20 protein-coding genes and 2 tRNA genes are annotated in these 19,099 nt (G+C 60.4%); 12 read left to right on the forward strand and 10 right to left on the reverse strand.

Annotation, left to right across the window (positions count from 1 at the left end):
• Nucleotides 1–69 precede the first annotated feature (69 nt).
• Nucleotides 70–345 (reverse strand): tyrosine-type recombinase/integrase, encoded by a 276-nt coding sequence (locus AB1E34_RS24335; RefSeq protein WP_372574893.1) that lies wholly within the window; start codon nt 343–345, stop codon nt 70–72.
• A 269-nt stretch (nt 346–614) separates the two neighbouring features.
• On the opposite strand from AB1E34_RS24335, the gene AB1E34_RS24340 reads away from it, so the two are divergent.
• Together AB1E34_RS24340 and AB1E34_RS24345 are read left to right on the forward strand one after the other, a co-directional pair.
• Entirely contained in the window at nt 615–2,003 is a 1,389-nt protein-coding gene (locus tag AB1E34_RS24340; RefSeq protein WP_372574894.1) for a sodium:proline symporter, read from the forward strand.
• A 117-nt stretch (nt 2,004–2,120) separates the two neighbouring features.
• Entirely contained in the window at nt 2,121–3,164 is a 1,044-nt protein-coding gene (locus AB1E34_RS24345) for an ABC transporter ATP-binding protein (RefSeq protein ID WP_372574926.1), read from the forward strand.
• A gap of 113 nt (nt 3,165–3,277) precedes the next feature.
• Here the strand turns inward: AB1E34_RS24345 and AB1E34_RS24350 are convergent, their stop codons facing one another.
• The gene (locus tag AB1E34_RS24350; protein WP_372574895.1) at nt 3,278–4,363 is read right to left on the reverse strand and encodes a phosphatase PAP2 family protein; all 1,086 of its coding nucleotides are present in this window, start codon (nt 4,361–4,363) and stop codon (nt 3,278–3,280) included.
• Nucleotides 4,364–4,614: 251 nt separating this feature from the next.
• On the opposite strand from AB1E34_RS24350, the gene ribB reads away from it, so the two are divergent.
• Genes ribB through nusB form a run of 3 tightly spaced genes read left to right on the forward strand, consistent with a single transcriptional unit; the run spans nt 4,615 to nt 6,768 of the window.
• The gene (gene ribB, locus AB1E34_RS24355) at nt 4,615–5,736 is read left to right on the forward strand and encodes a 3,4-dihydroxy-2-butanone-4-phosphate synthase (RefSeq protein WP_372574896.1); all 1,122 of its coding nucleotides are present in this window, start codon (nt 4,615–4,617) and stop codon (nt 5,734–5,736) included.
• 1 nt (nt 5,737) lies between these two features.
• Nucleotides 5,738–6,289 carry a 6,7-dimethyl-8-ribityllumazine synthase gene (locus AB1E34_RS24360; RefSeq protein WP_372574897.1) on the forward strand — a complete coding sequence of 184 codons (552 nt, stop codon included), beginning with the start codon at nt 5,738–5,740 and terminating at the stop codon, nt 6,287–6,289.
• Nucleotides 6,286–6,768, forward strand: a complete 483-nt coding sequence (nusB, locus tag AB1E34_RS24365) for a transcription antitermination factor NusB (RefSeq protein ID WP_372574898.1) — start codon at nt 6,286–6,288, stop codon at nt 6,766–6,768. Before AB1E34_RS24360 ends, nusB begins: the two co-directional genes overlap by 4 nt.
• A gap of 191 nt (nt 6,769–6,959) precedes the next feature.
• On the opposite strand, the gene AB1E34_RS24370 is transcribed toward nusB, so the two are convergent.
• Nucleotides 6,960–7,718, reverse strand: a complete 759-nt coding sequence (locus AB1E34_RS24370) for a helix-turn-helix transcriptional regulator (RefSeq protein WP_372574899.1) — start codon at nt 7,716–7,718, stop codon at nt 6,960–6,962.
• 92 nt (nt 7,719–7,810) lie between these two features.
• Here AB1E34_RS24370 and AB1E34_RS24375 point away from each other — a divergent pair, with 92 nt between their 5' ends.
• Nucleotides 7,811–8,119, forward strand: a complete 309-nt coding sequence (locus AB1E34_RS24375; protein WP_372574900.1) for a hypothetical protein — start codon at nt 7,811–7,813, stop codon at nt 8,117–8,119.
• A 239-nt stretch (nt 8,120–8,358) separates the two neighbouring features.
• Here the strand turns inward: AB1E34_RS24375 and AB1E34_RS24380 are convergent, their stop codons facing one another.
• Nucleotides 8,359–8,799 carry an SRPBCC family protein gene (locus AB1E34_RS24380; protein WP_372574901.1) on the reverse strand — a complete coding sequence of 147 codons (441 nt, stop codon included), beginning with the start codon at nt 8,797–8,799 and terminating at the stop codon, nt 8,359–8,361.
• A complete protein-coding gene (locus AB1E34_RS24385) occupies nt 8,796–9,116 on the reverse strand; it encodes an ArsR/SmtB family transcription factor (protein ID WP_306193510.1) in 321 nt (106 codons plus the stop codon). Before AB1E34_RS24385 ends, AB1E34_RS24380 begins: the two co-directional genes overlap by 4 nt.
• Nucleotides 9,117–9,231: 115 nt before the next feature.
• Between AB1E34_RS24385 and AB1E34_RS24390 the strand changes: the two genes are divergently transcribed.
• Nucleotides 9,232–9,669 (forward strand): MmcB family DNA repair protein, encoded by a 438-nt coding sequence (locus tag AB1E34_RS24390; protein WP_372574902.1) that lies wholly within the window; start codon nt 9,232–9,234, stop codon nt 9,667–9,669.
• Between the two features lie 3 nt (nt 9,670–9,672).
• Here AB1E34_RS24390 and AB1E34_RS24395 read toward each other — a convergent pair whose 3' ends face one another.
• Nucleotides 9,673–9,861: a DUF6324 family protein gene (locus AB1E34_RS24395; protein WP_372574903.1), complete on the reverse strand. Its 189-nt coding sequence runs from the start codon at nt 9,859–9,861 to the stop codon at nt 9,673–9,675.
• 77 nt (nt 9,862–9,938) lie between these two features.
• On the opposite strand from AB1E34_RS24395, the gene AB1E34_RS24400 reads away from it, so the two are divergent.
• The 3 genes from AB1E34_RS24400 (at nt 9,939) to AB1E34_RS24410 (ending at nt 10,779) form a co-directional block, all read left to right on the forward strand.
• Nucleotides 9,939–10,421, forward strand: coding sequence for a GNAT family N-acetyltransferase (locus AB1E34_RS24400; protein ID WP_372574904.1), 483 nt, complete (start codon nt 9,939–9,941; stop codon nt 10,419–10,421).
• Between the two features lie 47 nt (nt 10,422–10,468).
• Nucleotides 10,469–10,545, forward strand: a tRNA-His gene (locus AB1E34_RS24405).
• Nucleotides 10,546–10,701: 156 nt separating this feature from the next.
• A tRNA-Arg gene (locus AB1E34_RS24410) sits at nt 10,702–10,779 on the forward strand.
• A 207-nt stretch (nt 10,780–10,986) separates the two neighbouring features.
• Here AB1E34_RS24410 and AB1E34_RS24415 read toward each other — a convergent pair.
• The 3 genes from AB1E34_RS24415 to AB1E34_RS24425 all read right to left on the reverse strand — a co-directional run bounded on the left by AB1E34_RS24415 (nt 10,987) and on the right by AB1E34_RS24425 (nt 16,936).
• A complete protein-coding gene (locus AB1E34_RS24415) occupies nt 10,987–14,517 on the reverse strand; it encodes a calcium-binding protein (RefSeq protein WP_372574905.1) in 3,531 nt (1,176 codons plus the stop codon).
• A gap of 99 nt (nt 14,518–14,616) precedes the next feature.
• On the reverse strand, nt 14,617–16,545 hold the full coding sequence (locus AB1E34_RS24420) for a sensor histidine kinase (protein ID WP_372574906.1): 1,929 nt from the start codon (nt 16,543–16,545) through the stop codon (nt 14,617–14,619).
• Nucleotides 16,546–16,630: 85 nt separating this feature from the next.
• Nucleotides 16,631–16,936 (reverse strand): EF-hand domain-containing protein, encoded by a 306-nt coding sequence (locus AB1E34_RS24425; RefSeq protein ID WP_372574907.1) that lies wholly within the window; start codon nt 16,934–16,936, stop codon nt 16,631–16,633.
• Between the two features lie 129 nt (nt 16,937–17,065).
• On the opposite strand from AB1E34_RS24425, the gene AB1E34_RS24430 reads away from it, so the two are divergent.
• A complete protein-coding gene (locus tag AB1E34_RS24430; protein ID WP_372574908.1) occupies nt 17,066–17,713 on the forward strand; it encodes a LuxR C-terminal-related transcriptional regulator in 648 nt (215 codons plus the stop codon).
• A 44-nt stretch (nt 17,714–17,757) separates the two neighbouring features.
• Here the strand turns inward: AB1E34_RS24430 and AB1E34_RS24435 are convergent, their stop codons facing one another.
• The gene (locus tag AB1E34_RS24435) at nt 17,758–18,060 is read right to left on the reverse strand and encodes a DUF6476 family protein (RefSeq protein ID WP_372574909.1); all 303 of its coding nucleotides are present in this window, start codon (nt 18,058–18,060) and stop codon (nt 17,758–17,760) included.
• On the opposite strand from AB1E34_RS24435, the gene AB1E34_RS24440 reads away from it, so the two are divergent.
• Nucleotides 18,059–19,093, forward strand: coding sequence for an RluA family pseudouridine synthase (locus AB1E34_RS24440; protein WP_372574910.1), 1,035 nt, complete (start codon nt 18,059–18,061; stop codon nt 19,091–19,093). The two genes, AB1E34_RS24435 and AB1E34_RS24440, sit on opposite strands and share 2 nt — an antisense overlap.
• Nucleotides 19,094–19,099 lie beyond the last annotated feature (6 nt).

The raw sequence follows: 19,099 nt of genomic DNA on the forward strand, positions 1-19,099 counted from the left end.
ATCGGCAAGTCGCTGAGCTCCAGATCCGGATCGCGGTGCTCAACCGCTACACCGCTCTTGGCATACCCGTCACGGAACCGGTAGGATAAGTCCGTCCGGGGAAGGGGGAAGTGCCCTCAAACCCAGATTTGTGCAACAAAGCCGCATTACGTGGCGATCCTTGCACCCCTTGCCCTGATCGATCCGGATCAGCATCCGGTCACTGTCGATATCGCCGATCTTCAGCTGCGTGACCTCACTGGCCCGCAACCCGCCACCATACGCCACGTTGAACGCCGCACGGTATCTGATCCCCGGTCCAGGTGCCGCTTCCAGAATCCGGGCCAGTTCCTCGGCGCTCAGCACGAGGGGATCTTCTTGGCAGCCCGCTGATACCGCATATGCTGCTTCATCTCCGGGCGCACGCAGGTCGTCGAGTAGAAAAAATTCAGCACCGTTAGCCGGTTGTTGAATGTCGGTGCGCCCACGCCCCGCTTCTTCATATCCAATTGAAACGCTCGCAGTTCCTCAGAGGTGGCGCTATGCGGCGTTCCACACGCAACCTCACGCTCAATTGAATGGTCGTTGTCGCACCTGCCTGTTAGCTGCGCCACAAGACAGTAGCAGGAGAGCCCATGCAAGTTTCAGCGATCATTGCCCTATTCGGTGCCGTCGTTCTGGCGAGCCTCTGGGTCTCACCCCGACGTGCCTCGATCTCGGGCTTTTTTGGTGGGACGACAGCCGAAGGGGCCGCGCCGGGCCTGTGGACCTTGGTGCTGAGCCAGGTCACCACCTGGATTTTTGCCCGCTCGCTGATGAATTCTGCCATTCTGGGCTATTTTTATGGAATCGCCGGGGTGCTGGCCTATGCCGCCTATTACGGCTCGTTCCTGACTGGTGGCTTTGTCGTGCAGCGGTTGCGCGCACGCGGCGCGCGGTCGGTTCAGGACTGGCTGCGCGACAGTTTCGGGGCCACGGGAACGGGTTGTTATAACCTCGTGATCGCCCTCAGGCTCCTGTCCGAGGTCTTTGCCAACCTGATCGTGGTTGGCCTGATCTTCAGCGCCGTATCACCTGACAGCGCCAATATCGGCACGTATTCGATCCTTGTCGTGGGTCTGCTGGCGCTGGCCTATTCGGCCTGGGGCGGGCTCAGCGCTGCGCTGCGGACGGATGTTCTGCAGATGGCGGTCTTTCTTGTGGTCTTCGCGGTGGCCTTCGTCGCACTGGTGCTCAGCCCCGGTTTTGATCTGGGCGCGGTTCTGACCGCCAAGGGCACTTCGGGGCCGCATAGTGGCTGGGTGTTGCTGATCGTGGCCTTCCTGCAGGTGTTTTCCTATCCCGTGCATGACCCGGTCATGATGGATCGCGGGTTCCTTGCCGACCGCGACACAACCCGGAAGAGCTTCCTGCATGCGTTCTGGATTTCCTCGCTTTGTATCGTGGCGTTTGGTTTCTTTGGCATTCAGGCGGCGCTGGATGGCGCAGCTTATGAGGGCGAGTTGATCGGCACCTGGGCGCAATCCCTGCCGGGCTGGGTCTTTGTAGCACTGCTGGTTTCGCTGCTGGTGTCGGCGCTCTCGACGCTGGATTCCGCGCTGTCCTCGGCGGCGCGATTGGTGGTCGAGGAATTGCGCCTTGCCCCACGCAGCCTGACCGGCGGACGCATTGCCATGGCCGTGTTTGCGGTCGCTGGGGCGGCGCTGACGCTCTGGGGCAACCAGACGTTGTTTGACGCGGTTGCGGTCTCGGGCACTGCCTCGATGTTTCTGACACCGATCCTGCTGGCCGGGCTTGTTGGCGGGCGGCAGGTGGCGCTCTGGGCGTATCTGGTCAGCTTTACCGCTGCCATGCTGGGGGCGATGGCCTATCTGTTCCGTGGGCAGGCATTTGTGGCGCAACTGCTCTATGATGGGCACAAGTATGAGCAGCTTTTGCAGATCTGTGTCTGCGTGCTGGTCGTGGGCTGCACTGCGGTCTGGATCGGGTCGCAGCGCGCGGCGGGCAGGGTTGCGGGCGAATAGGGGGGCTGCTAAGTCTCGCCGAATTCCGATGGTTTTGATCGGGCTTGGCAAGAGGCAGCATCCGTGAAGGCACAGGACGACCTGAAACCCGCCCCCCGGCTAGAGGTGCGCAACTTCATGCGCCGCTTCGAGGGGCGCGCGGTGGTCGATGATGTCTCGCTCAGGATCGAGGCCGGGCAGGTGACTTGCCTGCTGGGACCGTCGGGTTGCGGCAAGTCGACGACGCTACGGATGATCGCCGGGGTCGAGATGCAGGATTCCGGCGAGATCTATGTCGATGGCAAGCTGATCTGCGACACCGTGTTCCGTGTCCCGCCAGAACGTCGCCAAATCGGGCTCATGTTTCAGGACTTCGCCCTGTTCCCGCATCTGAGCGTCGCTGACAACGTGGCTTTTGGCCTGAAAGGCGCGCGCGATGTCAAACGCGCCCGCGTCGAGGAATTGCTGAACAAGGTCCACCTGAAACGGTTCATCGATGGCTATCCGCATGAGTTGTCCGGGGGCGAACAGCAGCGTGTCGCCCTGGCGCGCGCGCTTGCCCCACGCCCTCGGATCATGCTGATGGACGAGCCGTTCTCGGGCCTCGACAACCGGTTGCGTGATGGCATTCGCGACGACACGCTGAGCCTGCTAAAGGAAGAGGACGCCGCCGTTCTGCTGGTCACGCATGAGCCGGAAGAGGCGATGCGCATGGCCGATGAGATCGCGCTGATGCGCCGGGGTCGGATCGTTCAGCAGGGCGCGCCCTATAACGTCTACACCCGCCCCGCCGACAAGGCGGCGGTGGCGTTTTTCAGCGATGTGAATGTGTTGCCCGCACAGGTAAACGGCGCCCTGGCCGAAACGCCCTTTGGTCAGTTTCTGGCTCCCGGCGTGCCGGACGGCACCGATGTCGAGATCGTCTTCCGCCCGCAGCATGTGAAGCTTGATTTCGATCGCAAGGGCGCAGGGCCGCTGCCAACAGCGACAACCGGCGTCCCGGCGCGCGGCGTGGTGCAACGTGCCCGTTTCCTGGGCAATGAGAGCTTGGTCGAGTTTCGCATGGATTTTGATGGCTCGGTGCTGAAAGCCACGGTTCCCAATGTTTTCATGCCGGAAACCGGTCGCGTCATGTGGCTGACCGTACGCCGCGACCGCTGTTTTGTCTTCCCTGCCTCTTGAGAGCCCTGAGGGGACTTACCCAACTTTTTCGTACGATGTGAGCGGGGCCGATCCGCACATTGGCGAGGATGCAGGAGGTGCAGTCGCAGAGCTGCAATAAACCTAGACGCACACTAGCCGAATTGGGAGGGCGTTTCCGGGCGATCAGAATGCGGGCCAAATCTTGCAACAAGCCCTTTGGAGGCCCACCAGATGATAAGGGCAATAGCGATCGAGGCATATCCATCGACGGCATAGTGCCAGCCCAGATGAACCGATCCCAGCAAGATAAGGACAGCGAATACCGTTAGCGACCAACCAAGCCAGCGCCTGTAGGTGAAACCGAACAGCGCCATCGTTACGCTCGTCGCAACGTGCATGCTGGGCATTGCTGAGATGCCGCGAAGTTCGCCGTTTGTCGTGTGACCTTCCAGCAGCATCTGTTGTGCGTTCAAGGCCCAGATTTGGGTGTGCGTGCCCAGTTCGCGGAGCGCTTTCATCTGAAATGCGAAGTCTTCTCCGAACCCGAACGCCTCAAAATAGACGGGGCCGACCGAAGAGAACAAAGTCGCCAGTACATTACCGCCAACGAACCAAGTCAGCGCAAAGGCAACAAGAAAGACCAAACCTTGACTGGATTGTCGGCGGTCAAAAGCGGCAAAGAATGCGCAGAAGTAGATCAAGAAGAACCAGACGACATAAGCAAAATCCAGTATCTTGGTTACAATCAGATTTCCGGTTGTCGGCCAGAGAAGCCGCCACGGTTCCACACCGCCGTGCAGCCAGAGGTCCAGGCTTGCAAACTGTGGGTCCCAGGAGAATGGGTTTAACAGCGGTATCATGTATTTCAGATACACGAAGGACGTTGCCATAACTGCGATGGCGACGAAGCTTATCAGCCCATCGGTCATCTTGTCGGGTGTCAAAACGAATGACCTTAGGTCGGATAGCAGCCATCTGATGGGCTTTTCGGGCCTTACATAGAGTAACCCGAACAGAAATCGCCAAACCACCAACAGCAGCGCCATAATAAGGAGCAGCTGCTTCAGCAGCGAGAGCAGGATAATCGCAGCCCCAAACCAGAATGGAGTTCCGGTAAAGATGCTTAGCGAAACCGCAGTCAAGAGTTGAATGCCAACGATCGTCAACAGCAGGCGGTTGCGCCAAATTGCTGCTTCAACGAAAGATCTTTCCCTCAGGATGTCAGTTTGCATGCTCATGAAGATTACCCTGTGACGACGAACGCGCCTTCGCTCTTGTGCGGAGTTTTGCTTGACGAGTTTGACCCGGCGGCGGCCCCAATCTGTCTTTTTTGGGGCAAAGTAACATTGATGCGCGACGGGCGCGTGCTGGGTCTTCCACTCAATTCGTGCTCTTTTGGCGATCGATTGTTTGCGGCTCGCAGGTCTGGCCTTTGGCGCTCCGGTGGTCTATCTGCGGGCGGGACGATGCCCATGTGAAAGGCTGCCCCATGAGCTTTGAAAATCCCGGCCCGGTCGAGGCCCGGCTGCGCGACGCGATCAGCCCGATCGAAGAGATCATCGACGAGGCGCGCGAGGGCCGGATGTACATCCTGGTCGATCACGAGGATCGCGAGAACGAGGGCGATCTGTGCATCGCAGCCGAGTTCGCCGATGCTAGCGCGATCAACTTCATGGCCACCCATGGGCGCGGGTTGATTTGCCTGCCGATGACCGCCGAGCGGATCGACGGTCTGGGACTGCCGATGATGGCGGTGAACAACTCGTCGCGGCACGAAACGGCGTTCACCGTGTCGATCGAGGCGCGCGAAGGTGTCAGCACCGGGATTTCCGCCGGAGACCGCGCGCTGACGGTGGCCACCGCGATCAACGAGCAAAACACCATGGCCCATATTGCGACCCCCGGCCATGTCTTTCCGCTGCGCGCCAAACGCGGTGGCGTGCTGGTACGGGCTGGTCATACCGAGGCGGTGGTCGATATCTCGCGGCTTGCCGGGTTGAATCCCTCGGGCGTGATCTGCGAGATCATGAAGCCCGACGGCACCATGGCGCGACTGCCCGATCTGGTGGAGTTTGCCGCCGAACACGGGCTCAAGGTCGGTACGATCAGCGATCTGATCGCCTATCGGTCGCGCAATGACAATCTGGTGGTCGAAACCGCGCGCGAGACCGTCACATCAGAATATGGCGGCGACTGGGAACAGCGCATTTTCACCGATCAGACCCATGGCATCGAACATGTGGTGATGATCAAGGGCGATATCTTTGACGGGGCACCGGTGCTGACCCGCACCCACGCGCTGCATGAGGCCTCGGATGTGCTTGGCCTTGGCCCGAAATCGCCCCACGAACTGCCCCGCGCGATGGAACTGATCGCCGCCGAGGGGCGCGGCGTTGTGTGCCTGTTCCGGCAGCCGCGCAACTCGTTGCATGCCAGCGATGATGACGGCGTGCGCACCATCAAACAGACCGGTCTGGGCGCGCAGATTCTGTCCAAGATGGGGTTGCAGGAGTTGATCCTGCTCACCGACAGCCCGCAAACCAAGTATCTCGGCCTCGACGCTTTCGGTCTGACCATCGTCGATACCCGACCCATTCTGAAGGACGCCTGACATGGCCAAAGCCGACAGCGCAGAAGGGCTTGCACGCCCGACATTCGACAAACCGGTGAAACTGCTGATCGTGGTGGCGCCATTCTATCGCGACATCGCCGACAACCTCGTTGCCGGTGCGAAGGCGGAGGTCGAGGCCGCAGGCGGCACCTGCGACGTGGTCGAGGTGCCCGGCGCGCTGGAAGTGCCCACTGCCATCGCCATGGCCGACCGGCAATGCAATTTCGATGGCTACGTCGCACTGGGCTGCGTGATCCGGGGCGAGACCACGCATTACGAAACCGTCTGCAATGACAGCAGCCGCGCGATCCAACTGATGGGTCTGCAGGGGCTCTGCATCGGCAATGGCATCCTGACCGTGGAAAACCGCGCGCAGGCCGAGGTGCGCGCCGATCCGGCTGAGATGAACAAGGGCGGTGGTGCCGCCGCTGCGACCTTGCATCTGATCGCGCTCAGCCGTAAATGGGGCGCTTCGACCAAAGGTGTCGGCTTCAAACCGCCTTCCGAGAACATTCTTCTGGCTGGCGACAGCAACGGACCCAAAACCGCATGACCACGCAACCCAAGATTCGCCCGATCGACCGGAAACGTCAGATGAAATCGGCTGCCCGCCTTTACGCGGTGCAGGCGCTGTTTCAGATGGAACAGTCCAACCAGACTGTCGAGGCGGTCGTGGGTGAGTTTCTCGATCACCGGTTCGGCGCGGTTTATGAGGGCGACGAGATGGCCGAGGGCAATGCCGACCTGTTCCGCAAACTGGTGGAAGATGCGGTGAATTATCAGGCCCCGGTCGACCAGATGACCGACCGGGCGCTGGTTGCCAAATGGCCCATCGCGCGCATTGATCCGACCCTGCGCGCGTTGTTCCGCGCCGCTGGTGCCGAGTTGCAGCAAAGCGAGACGCCGCCCAAGGTGGTGATCAGCGAATTTGTCGACATCGCGCGGGCCTTCTTTCCCGAAGGGCGCGAGGCCAATTTCGTGAATGCTGTGCTTGATCACATGGCGCGCGAGGCCAAGCCCGAGGCGTTCTGAAACCGGGGTGCAAGCCCTCTGTCTTACGGTGGACGAAATAAGACGCGGACACGACAGGCGTGTTCCGCGTCTGAAATGCTGAAAAGCGTTCTCAAATACACATCCTAGCGACCACCACTCACAGCAACCTCTGGGACAGATTCAGCTTATTCCACCAGCCCCATCTCGTCAGCTATCGATTCCGATGATGGCTACCTGATCAGCCCCAGCTGAACCGCGCGCACCAGGGCTGCCTCGCGCGTCGGGGCATCCAGCTTTTCCCGCGCACTGCGAATATGGGTGCGAATAGTGACTTCCGACAGGCCAAGCAGTTCCGCGATCCGGTCGTTGCGGTGCCCTGCGGCCAGCAGGCTCAACACCTCGGTTTCGCGTTCGCTCAATTGCGGGCCAAGCGCCACCAGATCGGCGATATCGTAGACCCGGCCATACTCACTTAGCATTTCCGCACCGAGATTGGTCGCCAGGACGGTGGTGAGTATCCGCATCTCATCCTGGCCTGTGGTCATCCAATCCTGCGCCTCTGGCCGATCGGATGACAGGACCACCAGTTTTGCCTCGTTATTGGGGCAGGGCACGACCAGCGAATAGAGGTGCAGATAGCCTGCGGTTTTCAGGCCGTGGTTCAAGGCCAGCGCCTTGTCAGAATGCCCATCCTCAGCCGCCAGGGAGGCCGCCTGAACATAGAGGCTCTCGGTCCCGTTCTGAACCTGCGCCAGCATCGGGTCATCCACAAAGAAGCCGTTCTTTTCGTAGGTGTCCAACCAGCCTTTCGACATCGAGCTTCGGACCCAGTGCACCGCCCCGTCATTTGGGGAAAAGCAAAGCATGTTCAGCGCGTTGAAGCCTTGTTCGGACAATCTTGTGAGCACCAGTTCCCAACGCTCGTCATCGGCGTGCAGACGCGACAGAGACTCAAGCAGATTGATGGAAAATTGAATGAGGTTGCTCACTCGTACTCCGAAATGATTTTCCGGCGGATTGGCCGCAGTTTATTCCGGTCAAGCATGCGGTATGCTCGCAGAGAAAAGCAAGGGAAGTGATCATGCCGAAGTTGATTCGTCTCTACATCACGCAGGTCCTGATCGGGTTTGGTATCTCGGGCCTGTTTGTCGCGTTGCTGCTCTGGCTCAACGTGGCCAATCTCTGGACGCTGATCCGCGGCTCGGACGTCACGTTGCTGGCGATCGCGATGTTGTGGTTCATGAACGGGATCGTCTTCGCCGGTGTTCAATTTGCCTGGGCGGTCATGAACATGGCCGAGAAAGACGAGGGACCAAAAGGCGGATCTCGTGTTGCCCATGGATTTGTCCCGGTGCGGGTTGCTGTGCAATCCATCAAGAAAGCGCGATAAGACTCTCTTATTTCTAGGGAAAAGTGTGGCGGGACCACCAAGGATCAACCGTTAGGCTTTGATTCCCGAGGACCTGTATTTACAGGTGGGCGCCAGGTAACCGGGCCAGGACCCGAACAGAGCCAGCTCCCTCGGATTTGCTTAAGGCCACCAGAATGCTGCCTGTCACGAGAGGGGCAGAGCCCGCCACACGCCTAAGTAGGATGCGCGGCGGGTCATGGCAAGGGGGCCGGTGTCGATCAGGCGGGCACAACTTCGTTGATGGCCGCGCGCATCTCGCCGAAATGCTCGTCCCAACCCTTGTCGAGCGACAGAACCAGGCCAAAGGCTTCGGCACTTTGTGGCAGGCCCTCATGTTCAAGGCTCAGCTTGGTGCCGCCCTCGACGCTTTGCAGCGTCCATTTCACAAGGCTCACGGCATCCCCCATCGGTTTGACCGTAAAGGAATATTCCAGATATTCCGGCCTGCGCGCGGCTTTCACCTCGCCCCAGATCAGCAGATCGCCGCTTTCGCGCCCGAACATTTCCAGCTTGGCCCCTTCCTGCAGCGGGCGTTCGGGTTTGTGGAACCATTCGGCCAACCGGTCCGGTTCGGTCAGATAGGCCCAGACGGTCTCGCGGTCGGCGCGCAGAAAGATGGACTTGTGCAGAACGGCGGGGGTTGAAACAGCGATGTTCATTCGAATTTTCCTTCGATGGCGGTTTTGAGGGTGGCAAGTCGGTCGTCCCAGAACCGGTCGAAATAGGCGATCCAGTCGCGGACCGGGGACATGCCTTGCGGGTTCAGGCGGTTGATGCGCTCGCGCCCGCGCGGCTCGACCGTGATCAGCCCGCCATCGCTCAGCACGGTCAAGTGCTTCTTGACGGCGGCGCGGGTCATGTCGAAGCGATCCGAGACCTCGGCGATGGTCATGTCCTGTTCCGACAGCATCACCAGAATCTCACGCCGGGTCGGGTCGGACAGGGCACGAAAGGCAGGTTGTGGTGTGGTGGTCATTGGTAGTCCATTTATGAAACCAGAAGGTATCACATAAATAAGATACCAAAAGGTATCACGTCAAGTCTGATTGTGGGTCTTGATTTTTGTTCACGAATTGTTCACCATTTTGCCCATGATGCTTGATCTGCAACCCGGACAGAAGCTGGCCCGAGGCGTCGCCCGACACCTGGCCAGTCATGGATTTGTTTCCATTGAGGAATTCGTGCCGACCCGCGGGCTGCGCGTCGATGTGATGGGGCTGGGGCCGAAGGGCGAGATCTGGGTGATCGAATGCAAATCCAGCCGCGAGGATTTTCAGACCGACAGCAAGTGGCAAGGCTATCTGGACTGGTGCGATCGCTACTTCTGGGCCGTCGATACCGAGTTTCCGACCGATCTATTGCCCGAGGAAACCGGCCTGATCATAGCTGACGCCTATGGTGGTGAGATCATTCGGATGGCGCCCGAGGACAAGCTGGCCGCCGCGCGGCGCAAGGTTCTGATCCAGAAATTTGCCACCCATGCCGCGCGTCGCTTGCAGGCGTTGCGCGATCCGGGGCCGGGGCGCTAGCGGCTATCGCTTCTGGGCACGTGCCGCCTGGGCGGCTGCGCGGATTTCCTCGGCGATGTCGTTGGCCTCTTCGGGATCGAAATCCATCGGAATCTCAACACCATCAGCTTCGATGAAAAGCCGCACCATGCCCTCATCGGTCGGGCCGATCTGCAGGTTGGCCACAATGTCGCGCTCGGTATTGATGCCCATGATCACCTCCGTGAATGAACGCCTCTGCTAGCCTGCAAAGGCTTGAGAATCAAGCGCGGTTCGGTCTGAGATGCCCCATGAGCGATATCATTTTGCGCAGATTCGACGCCGCGGATGCGGAGTGGCTGGTGGAACAGCACCGACATCTTTATGCCCGTGACGAAGGGTTCGACGCGAGCTTTGGTGCGCTGGTGGCTGAAATCCTTGAGGCCTTTGTCGATCAGCACGACCCGGCTTGCGAAAAAGGCTGGATCGCCGAAGAAAATGGTCAGCGTCTGGGCAGCATTTTCTGCGTCAGGCTGGATGAGACAACCGCAAAGCTGCGCCTATTCTTGCTGGTTCCCGAGGCGCGGGGCAGGAGGCTGGGCAAGCGCCTGCTTTTTGAATGTATGCGGTTTGCCAAAGCGCGGGGATATCGCGAGATGCGGCTCTGGACCCATGAAAGCCACCGCGCTGCCTGTGCGCTCTATGCGGCGAACGGCTGGCAGTTGCTGGGCAGCAAACCGGTGCGCTCCTTCGGGGTCGATCTGGTCGAGCAAAGCTGGAAAATTGCGCTCTGACCCTCTTGCAATCTCAGGTCGGCTTGGGTACATCGCCCCTCACGAGTGCCGCCTTAGCTCAGTTGGTTAGAGCGCTGGATTGTGGATCCAGAGGTCGCCGGTTCGAATCCAGCAGGCGGTACCATTTATCTCCGACATTGCCCAAGACCGCCGCTTCGCAAGATTGCTGTTGAGGCCGGTCATTTGCCGTGGGCCGCGTTCCCATTTACCCGGCCCTGATCTGGCGGAACCGTGTTGACTTGCTTTCACGGAGTGAACTAAACCTCACCCCGGTAAGTGCGGGCCCTTAGCTCAGCTGGATTAGAGCAGGGAACTTCTAATTCTCAGGTCGGGGGTTCGAGTCCTCCAGGGCTCGCCAGCATTATCGCGACCAAAGTTAGCTGGACCTCGCCGTGTCCCGGGTGATATTCCACAAACTTCAGCACCGCTCGCCTTCGAAGAGTCACAAGATGCGTGCCAACTTAGCTCGGGCAATGTCCGTTGTCCCGTAAAATTGAACAAATTCAGCGTTTTGTAATGGCAAGGCCGCGATCCCTGATCGCGGCCTTGCTGATGGTGTCTTGCTTCAGACGAGGTCGAAAACATCGGTGGGCAGGGCCACTTCCATGTCGAGGAAACCATCCACAGCTTCGATAGCGTTGGACATGCCCTCGCCTATGACGGGGATGTTCTGCGTGACATCCGACAATGTGGCCATCCAACCATCGAAGGCGGCGGCGAATTGCTGGTCGACAGCGCTGTGTGAAACCATGCCCGATGCGTATTCGCTCAAGTCAACCGCGCCGGTGTTGAATGCCCCGAACTCGGATCTGGCGGTAAACGCGCCATCGGTGAAGGCCTCGGAGAGGTCGAAGCTTTGGCCAAGCTCGCCGTTCCAGATCGTCAGGGTTTCGACGGCTTTCTCGCTGTCCGACATGTTCTTGATCCGCAGGCTGGCCCCGTCATTGACGATCACCAGATCCTTGCCGCCATCGACCCAGAAGCGCAGGTCCCCCGCGTCGAGGCCCCCGGCATCGCGCAATTCGATCGTGTCAGCACCCCCGGCACCGCCGGTCAGAGCGTCGATCCCGTCTTCGGCCAAATCCACCAACCGGCCCGCATCCTTCAGGGCGTCAAGGCCCGCCTCGTCGATGGTGCCGTCCGCGTCGAAGTTGAATACGTAGGTATCCGCACCCAGACCGCCGATCATGTCACCTGTCGATGACAGGATGTCATCGCCCGCGCCGCCGAACATTTGCGTGCCGGAATAATCCAGAAGCGAGCGGATCTCGGCAGTGGCGTCGGCCACCTCGTCGGTCACCTCCTGAATGGCGTCCCCTGCCGCATCGATCAGATCGCCGAGCGGGTTGAGATCGGCAATCGTATCCTTCACGTCATGGGCGAAACCGATCATCTCGTTGATGGGCGCAAAGACATCCACGCCAAGCAGGCTGGAAACATCGAAGGAGGGTAGGTCGGGCAGAACCGCGGAGATGAACAGATCGCCAAACGTGTCTGTGTCGATCATCCAATCCGCTCCCTCTTGTCCGAACGAGAAGTTAAGCGTGTCGCCCGAGGTGAGCATCAGGTCGCTATCTGCGCCCCCCAGCGACAGGTTGAAGCTGCCGCCGCCAAGGAAGATGTCATTGCCCTCCTGACCCAGTTGGAAGCCCAGATCGCCCCCGACATGGAAGAGGTCGTTGCCTTCGCCCGCAAACTGGATGTTGAAGGCGGTGGGCAGCTCATCCTTGATCATGTCCTTGACGGTGTCGGCCAGTTCGCCATCCTGATTGTCCTGCTCGCTTTGTGCATCCGAGCCCTCGGGGGTGCTGTCGGGATTGGCCTTGTCCTCGACCGCGTCACTCACGATCTCCTTGAGGGTGCTCCAGGTGCTGGAGGCCCAGTCCACCGGGTCGCCTTCGCTGGCCATGAGGTCATTGCCGCTGCCGCCATGCTGCACTTGCAGGCCGACCTTTCCGCCAACCTTCATCGCCAGCATCACATCGCCATCATCGCCGCCTGATTGAACGCCGATCTGGCCCAGCCCGACGATTGCGTCATTGCCTGCGCCGCCGGACTGGACATTTGCCTGCCCGCCGCCGAGCAGGACGTCATTGCCTGCTCCGCCCACTTGCAGATTGCCGCGACCACCGCCGATCATGACATCCGCGTCCGAGCCGCCCACCTGCAGGTTGCCGTAACCACCGGCCAGCATCTTGTTCATGCCATCCTCTGTCGCGGAGACCTCGAAATACTCCTCGATCGTGTCGCGCGCCGCGTCGATATCCAGCGAGCCAAGCTCGAAATCCTCGGGAATGGCGGACCAGATATGGGCGCCGAACTGAATATTGGACGCGCCCGCACCAACCATCCAGTCATCGCCTTCCGCGCCGATCTGGATGTTCGAACTGCCCGCACCCACCAGAACGTCGCCGTCCTTGCCGCCGTGCTGGATGTTTTGCAGGCCCACACCGACCAGCAGGTCCGCGTCATCGCCGCCGAATTGCAGGTTCTGCTGACCCAGGGCAAAGAGCTTGTCATCGCCGTCCTGACCAAACTGCACATTGGTGTTGCCGCCCGCGCCCAGCACGTCGTCTCCGCTGCCACCCCATTGCAGGTTGGCGGCCCCAACCCCCAGGATCGTATCCGCTCCGGCCCCGCCCCATTGGCTGTTGCCGGCAGAGATGGCGATCATGGTATCGTCACCGTCTTCGCCCGATTGCGCGGTGATGGTCAGCGATGCGGCGGTCATCTTGTCGTTGCCCGCGCCGCCGAACATGGTGTTGGCGCCGCCTGCGGCCTCCATCACGTCATCGCCATTGCCGCCGAAGAAGGTGTTGACCCCGCCAAGGCCCTGGATCACGTCATCGCCGTCACCGCCCGATGCGGTGTTGATGCCGCCGATTGCCTCCAGCAGATCGTCGCCATCCTTGCCAAAGATCGTGTTCACGCCGCCCTTGGCCGTGATGTGGTCATCGCCCTCATCGCCCGAGGCGGTGTTGACACTGCCTTTCAACTCGATCCGGTCATCACCGTCGCCGCCAAAGAAGGTGTTGATGGTTTTCCCGGCAGCCAGGATGTTGTCGCTGCCGTCGGCGAGCATCGTATCCTCGCCCGCCCCGCCAAACGCCGTATTGACGCCGCCGACCGCTTCGATCCGGTCGTTGCCTTCTTCGCCAGACAACGTGTTGACGCCGCCTTCTGCAATCATCGTATCGTCGCCGCTGCCGCCTTTGGCAGTGTTGACTCCACCGCTGAGATCCATGCTGTCATCGCCTGCTTCGCCGAGGAACGTGTTGACGCCACCTTCGGCACTCATCCGGTCATTGCCGGTGCCCCCCTTGGCCGTGTTCACACCACCGGTCGCGACAATGACATCATCGCCGCTGTCGCCATAAAGATTGTTGGTGCCGCCGATTCCCTTGATCGTGTCATTGCCACTGTCACCATGGGCGACATTGGTGACACCGCGTGCCTCGATCACGTCATTACCGCTCCCGCCATGCATGACGTTCACGGCCCCTTTGCCGATCATCTTGTCATTGTGATCGCCGCCATACATCCGGTTCGACGCGCCGGTGCCCACCATGTAGTCATGCCCGGATTTCCCATGCATTTCATTGTCGACACCATAGCCATAGACCGAGTCATTGCCCGAGCCCGCATCAAGGTGGTTGCTGGTGCCATAGCCATAGAGCTTGTCTTGGTCGTTGCCGCCATAGAGCACGTTGCGCGCACCGTAGCCCTTGAGTACGTCATTATGGTTACCACCGCTCAGCCGGTTATAGCCGCCATAGCCATAAAGGGCATCATGGCCGCTTTCGCCATAGAGCTTGTTGGTCGCGCCATAGCCATAAAGCTTGTCAGAGCCGGTTCCGCCAACGAGGTAGTTATAGACACCTTTGCCCTTGATCGTGTCGCTGCCACTGCCGCCATAGAGGTAGTTCCGCGATCCCCAGCCTTCGACATAGTCATTGCCGGACCCGCCATAGAGCGTGTTCTTGTCAACGCTGTATCCGTAAATCTTGTCATTACCCGAACCACCATCCGCCTTGCTGCTCCAGCCGTATTTCTTGATCGTTTCGTGAATGCTTTTTTTCTTGAAGAGGCCCATCATCCAAATCCTTCTTTTGCTTGAACCCACCGACGGGTGCCGGTGTCTATGACCTCAAGCTAAGAAAGAGGGGGGTGTGGGGTTATGGGGTCGATCCCCCAATTAGACCGTGGGCAGGCGCAAATAGAAACAGGTTCCCCGGCCGGGCACCGAGTCTGCACTCAGGGTGAGGCCAAGCTCTTCGGCCAGTTGGGCGCAGAGGGCGAGCCCGAACCCATGCCCGTCAGAGGCGTCGGTTTTTGCGCCATGGGTCTTGTATTGTTCGAATTCCTCGGGGGTGAAACCCGGTCCCGTGTCGGCCACGCAGAGCCACACACCGCCCGCACGGCGCCGCACCCCCAGCACCACGCCGCCGCGCTGCGAATGCTTGATCGCGTTGACCACAAGGTTGCAGACAATCCGCATCAGCGGCGCGGCGGGCAGGTTCGTGCGGTGCGAGGTGTCAACGATACGCAGGTCGAGGCCTTTCTTGGCGGCTTCCGGCGCAAACATGCGTTGAACGGAGGCAAAGATCATCGAGACATCATAGGTCTCTTCGGCAGGTGGGTCGCCCTCATCGTCAAAGCCGCCGTCCTCCATATAGTTCGAGGTCAGGGAGTCGATATAATCCAGAGCCTCGCGCAGGCGCCTTTCGGTGTCCTGTGTGACACTGCCGGTCAGGCTGTCGAGTCGCAGGCGCAGGGATTGAACCGGCTGGCGAATGTCATGCGCGGCTGTTGCAAGCGTCCTTTGCCGCTGCGCTGCAAGCGCCTGTGCTCTGGCGTAGTTCTGTTCCGACCCGGCAAGCTCCCGGTTCAGTTCTGCTTCGCGCTTAAGAGCCGCCATTTCGGCCTGCTGCGCCTCGTCCTGCGCCTGTCGAACCGCAAGAATCTGGGCGGTGAGGTTGGTCAGCCCGCCAAGGATGAGAACCAGATACAGCAGCTTGGTCGATCCCAGCAGCCCGAAAGGGGCCGGGATCGCTGGAAGGAGGAGCGGTGCAAGCAGCACCAGCACGCCGCCCATGACGGCCAGACTCAGACCGCGTGCCAGTCGGCGGCTTAACGTGGTCTTTCCCGGAGGAAGGCGCGTCCCAAAGGCAACCGCGACGCACATCCCGATCAGCAACAGATTTCCGAGAAAGGCGGCGATCGGCCCCGGCGCCAGCAGCGAAAAGACATAAAGCGCCACGCTTGCCCCAGCCAGGCCCCAGCATAACCGGGCGGCGGTGAACGCAGCGCTGTGTCGAAACCCGATGCCCGCCAAAGCGTAGCCGAAACCCGATATGGCCAGAAACAGGAGGAAGCCGAGCGCCGACTGAATCCGGGGCGTGTCGGGATAGAGAAACCGGAAAAGCAACCCGTCCATATAGGCCAGAAACGCCAGACCGGTCAGGAAAAGCAGCGCATAGAGCAGGCTCATACTATCGCGGAGCGCGGCAAAAAAGGCCAGGAACACGCAGATCGCGGCTAGGGAGAACGCATAAAACGCCGCCCCATAAGCTGTGTCCATGACAATACGTTGGTTCAGATAGAGCTCGCTTTCAAGCGTCAGGTTCAGCCTCTGAACCGGGCCAAACTTGAAATGGACGAGCAAGAGTTGCGTTGCCCCGGCAGGCAGATCGAGGATGTGTGATTGCAGCCGCGTGCCCGCATGCTGGTCTGCCCGAAAGGGCCGGAAAATCGAATAGCTCAGGATGTGATCCGCCGGGCCTGTTTCATAGGCGTAGATGTCCACTTCGCTGATCATCGGCACCCCGACCAGGACCCGGCGCGAAAGGTCTGTCACCGCTGCGACCTCAACGGCCCCCCAAAGTTCCGCGGCATGATCCCCTTCAAAACGATTGAGCGGCACATCGCGGGCGAACTGCCCGGCGCGATAGCCCTCCCGCATGGTATCCGGCTCTGCGGCGGTGCCGTGGGCAAAGACCATATGCGGCACAAGGTCGACCACCGCTTCGCGATCCGTGATCTCGATCGCACCGGCCAGCGTGGCCCAGAATGACAGCACGAGCGCGATCAGGCCGGTCGTAAATTTCGGGCTGGGGCGCATCATAGGAAACTCCGGGCATGGATCGTCCCATCAGACGGATTTTCCCGAGCCGTGACAAGGCGGTGACCATCAAAATGGGGGATCGACCTCAGTTGTGACCTGCGCCTTCGCCGCGCTGATGTGCATCATCAGCGGCCCGCAATTCGTCCGGGCTGACACGTTGGTCGTTGTTCTTGTCGGTGATCCCGAAGGCAAACCGATAGGCGGCGAACATGCGGATCTGCCTGGCCGTAGGTTGCCCGGCCTCCGCCATGAGGCGGATGAAGGTCCTGAACTCTGAGAGGTGCAGCAACGCGTCCTGGTTCACATCTGCCGTCAGGAACGCATCAACCTCCGTGGCTGTCGGGTTGAGGTCGGAGGACTGCGCCGGTGCACTGACCGGCGCCAGCGCCACAGCGCACCCGATGCAAACTGATCTCATCCTGGCCATAGGGGGCAACTTACGGGACCACAGGTTCAGTTGACAACAACCGCCTGTCTCCGCCAGTTTTCCGCGAGCAGGCTGAAAACTGGGCAACACCTCTTGAGAACCTTCACAGCGATCATCGCAGACGATCATGCCATCGTGCGCTCCGGGCTGCGCGCGGCGCTTGAAACGCCGGGTCTGATCGAGCCGGGTGGCCTCAGCGTGGTTGCCGAGGCGGCAAACGGGATCGAGTCCATCGCGGCGGTACGGGTGCACAGGCCGCATCTTTTGCTGCTGGACGTGCAGATGCCGCTGGCCGGAGGCACCGAGGTTGTCCTGGAAACACGCCGCTGGTCGCCGGACACAAAGATTGTCGTGCTTACCGGCATTTCTGCCATCGGGAAGATATCCGAACTGCTGGACACAGGTGTGGATGGGCTGTTTTCAAAGGCCACCGAGAACGCGGAACTATACCGTGCCTTGCCTCTGATCTTGCGGGGCGGACGTCGCGTGTCGGAATACATGCTGGACCTGTTGGAAACCGCGCCTGACCGCGTGTCGCTGACGGACCGGGAGCGTCAGACGCTCAACCTCATCGTTGCGGGACGCAGCAACAAGGAAATGGCTGAACTGCTGGGCATAAGTCCAAAAACCGTCGATCGCCATCGCACCAACCTGATGCAGAAACTGCAGGTTCATTCCGTTGCGCAACTGATTGCCTTTGCCCTGCAGGAAGGCCTGATCGATCCGAGTGCTGAATTGTGAGCGGTGAACAGGTGGGTGGCAAATTGTACCGCCAAAAGGGATGATCACTCCACCGCGATTGTCTGGCGCAGTTTGCCGGTGGTCTTGTCGAAGATCAGGATGCGGTTGTCGTTGGTGACGACCGCATACCAGTTCGGCCCGATGGTGACGGCCTGCGCCTTGGCGCCGTCGGGCAGTTCGACCTCTTCGGGCAAAGTGGGGGTGCGGTCACTCAGGCGGATGACAATCAGGGCGAATGTCAGTAGAACCCCGCCGATCATCACTGCCGTCAACGCCATGACCATCCGTCTGAGCAGCCTGAGCTGCGGTGTTTCCTGCGGTATCTCGGGTTCGGAAGGAACAGACATGGGCACCCGCCAGATTGACTTCGTGATCGCGGCAGCACCACCGCCCCGCCTTGATAAGGCGCTTTCGCGGGATGTGCCAGACGAGGCGGCCCTGTCGCGCACACGGCTGGCGCGTTTGATTGGCGAGGGGGCGGTGCGCGTGAACGGGGCGGTGATCATCGACGCAAAGGCGCGTGTGGAGGAGGGGGCCGCGATCTCGATCACTGTCGAGGCCGCCGAGGACAGCCATATCGGCCCCGAAGCAATTGCGCTCAACGTGATCTGGGAAGATGACGACCTGATCGTGGTGAACAAATCGGCGGGCATGGTGGTGCATCCGGCACCGGGATCACCCAGCGGCACATTGGTCAACGCACTGCTGCATCATTGCGGTGACGCTCTGTCAGGGGTGGGCGGCGTCAAACGGCCGGGCATCGTGCACCGGATCGACAAGGAAACCAGCGGGCTATTGGTGGTCGCCAAGTCCGACGTGGCGCATCAGGGGCTGGCCGCGCAGTTCGAGGCGCATAGCGTCGAGCGCTATTATCAGGCGCTGTGCTACGGCGTGCCCGAGGCCAGCGACCCGCGTCTGCGCGGCGTCAAAGGCGCCAGTTTCGAGGCGGGAAATATCCTGCGCATGACCACACAACTGGCCCGTCACAAGACGGATCGCCAGAAACAGGCGGTCACCTTCCATGGTGGGCGGCATGCGGTGACCCGTGCGCGCGTGATCGAACGTTTCGGGCAGCCCCCCGTGGCGGCGCTGGTGGAATGCTGGCTGGAAACCGGGCGCACCCATCAGATCAGGGTGCATATGGCGCATGCGGGCCATGGTCTGATCGGTGATCCGGTCTATGGCGGACGGCGAAAACTTGCCGCCAAGGCACTGCCGGACCAGGCCCAACAGGCGGTTCAGAGCTTTCCAAGACAGGCCCTGCATGCGGCGGTTTTGGGGTTTGAACATCCCGTGAACGGTGAAAATCTGCGGTTTGAGGCGAAAATGCCCGAAGATATGGCAAAATTGGCCGAGGCTTTGCGTACGCCGCTCTCATAATTCGCA

The organism is Ruegeria jejuensis (assembly GCF_041537905.1).
Taxonomy (GTDB): Bacteria; Pseudomonadota; Alphaproteobacteria; order Rhodobacterales; family Rhodobacteraceae; genus Ruegeria_C.

Excerpts from the sequence above, each read along its gene's own strand:
- nusB (WP_372574898.1), top strand. The coding sequence starts at position 6,286 with ATGACCACGCAACCCAAGATTCGCCCGATCGACCGGAAACGTCAGATG.
- AB1E34_RS24435 (WP_372574909.1), bottom strand. The coding sequence starts at position 18,060 with ATGTCTGTTCCTTCCGAACCCGAGATACCGCAGGAAACACCGCAGCTC.
- AB1E34_RS24400 (WP_372574904.1), top strand. The coding sequence starts at position 9,939 with ATGAGCGATATCATTTTGCGCAGATTCGACGCCGCGGATGCGGAGTGG.
- AB1E34_RS24440 (WP_372574910.1), top strand. The coding sequence starts at position 18,059 with ATGGGCACCCGCCAGATTGACTTCGTGATCGCGGCAGCACCACCGCCC.
- AB1E34_RS24360 (WP_372574897.1), top strand. The coding sequence starts at position 5,738 with ATGGCCAAAGCCGACAGCGCAGAAGGGCTTGCACGCCCGACATTCGAC.
- AB1E34_RS24350 (WP_372574895.1), bottom strand. The coding sequence starts at position 4,363 with ATGAGCATGCAAACTGACATCCTGAGGGAAAGATCTTTCGTTGAAGCA.
- ribB (WP_372574896.1), top strand. The coding sequence starts at position 4,615 with ATGAGCTTTGAAAATCCCGGCCCGGTCGAGGCCCGGCTGCGCGACGCG.
- AB1E34_RS24375 (WP_372574900.1), top strand. The coding sequence starts at position 7,811 with ATGCCGAAGTTGATTCGTCTCTACATCACGCAGGTCCTGATCGGGTTT.
- AB1E34_RS24420 (WP_372574906.1), bottom strand. The coding sequence starts at position 16,545 with ATGATGCGCCCCAGCCCGAAATTTACGACCGGCCTGATCGCGCTCGTG.
- AB1E34_RS24345 (WP_372574926.1), top strand. The coding sequence starts at position 2,121 with ATGCGCCGCTTCGAGGGGCGCGCGGTGGTCGATGATGTCTCGCTCAGG.
- AB1E34_RS24340 (WP_372574894.1), top strand. The coding sequence starts at position 615 with ATGCAAGTTTCAGCGATCATTGCCCTATTCGGTGCCGTCGTTCTGGCG.
- AB1E34_RS24395 (WP_372574903.1), bottom strand. The coding sequence starts at position 9,861 with ATGGGCATCAATACCGAGCGCGACATTGTGGCCAACCTGCAGATCGGC.
- AB1E34_RS24380 (WP_372574901.1), bottom strand. The coding sequence starts at position 8,799 with ATGAACATCGCTGTTTCAACCCCCGCCGTTCTGCACAAGTCCATCTTT.
- AB1E34_RS24415 (WP_372574905.1), bottom strand. The coding sequence starts at position 14,517 with ATGATGGGCCTCTTCAAGAAAAAAAGCATTCACGAAACGATCAAGAAA.
- AB1E34_RS24385 (WP_306193510.1), bottom strand. The coding sequence starts at position 9,116 with ATGACCACCACACCACAACCTGCCTTTCGTGCCCTGTCCGACCCGACC.
- AB1E34_RS24390 (WP_372574902.1), top strand. The coding sequence starts at position 9,232 with ATGATGCTTGATCTGCAACCCGGACAGAAGCTGGCCCGAGGCGTCGCC.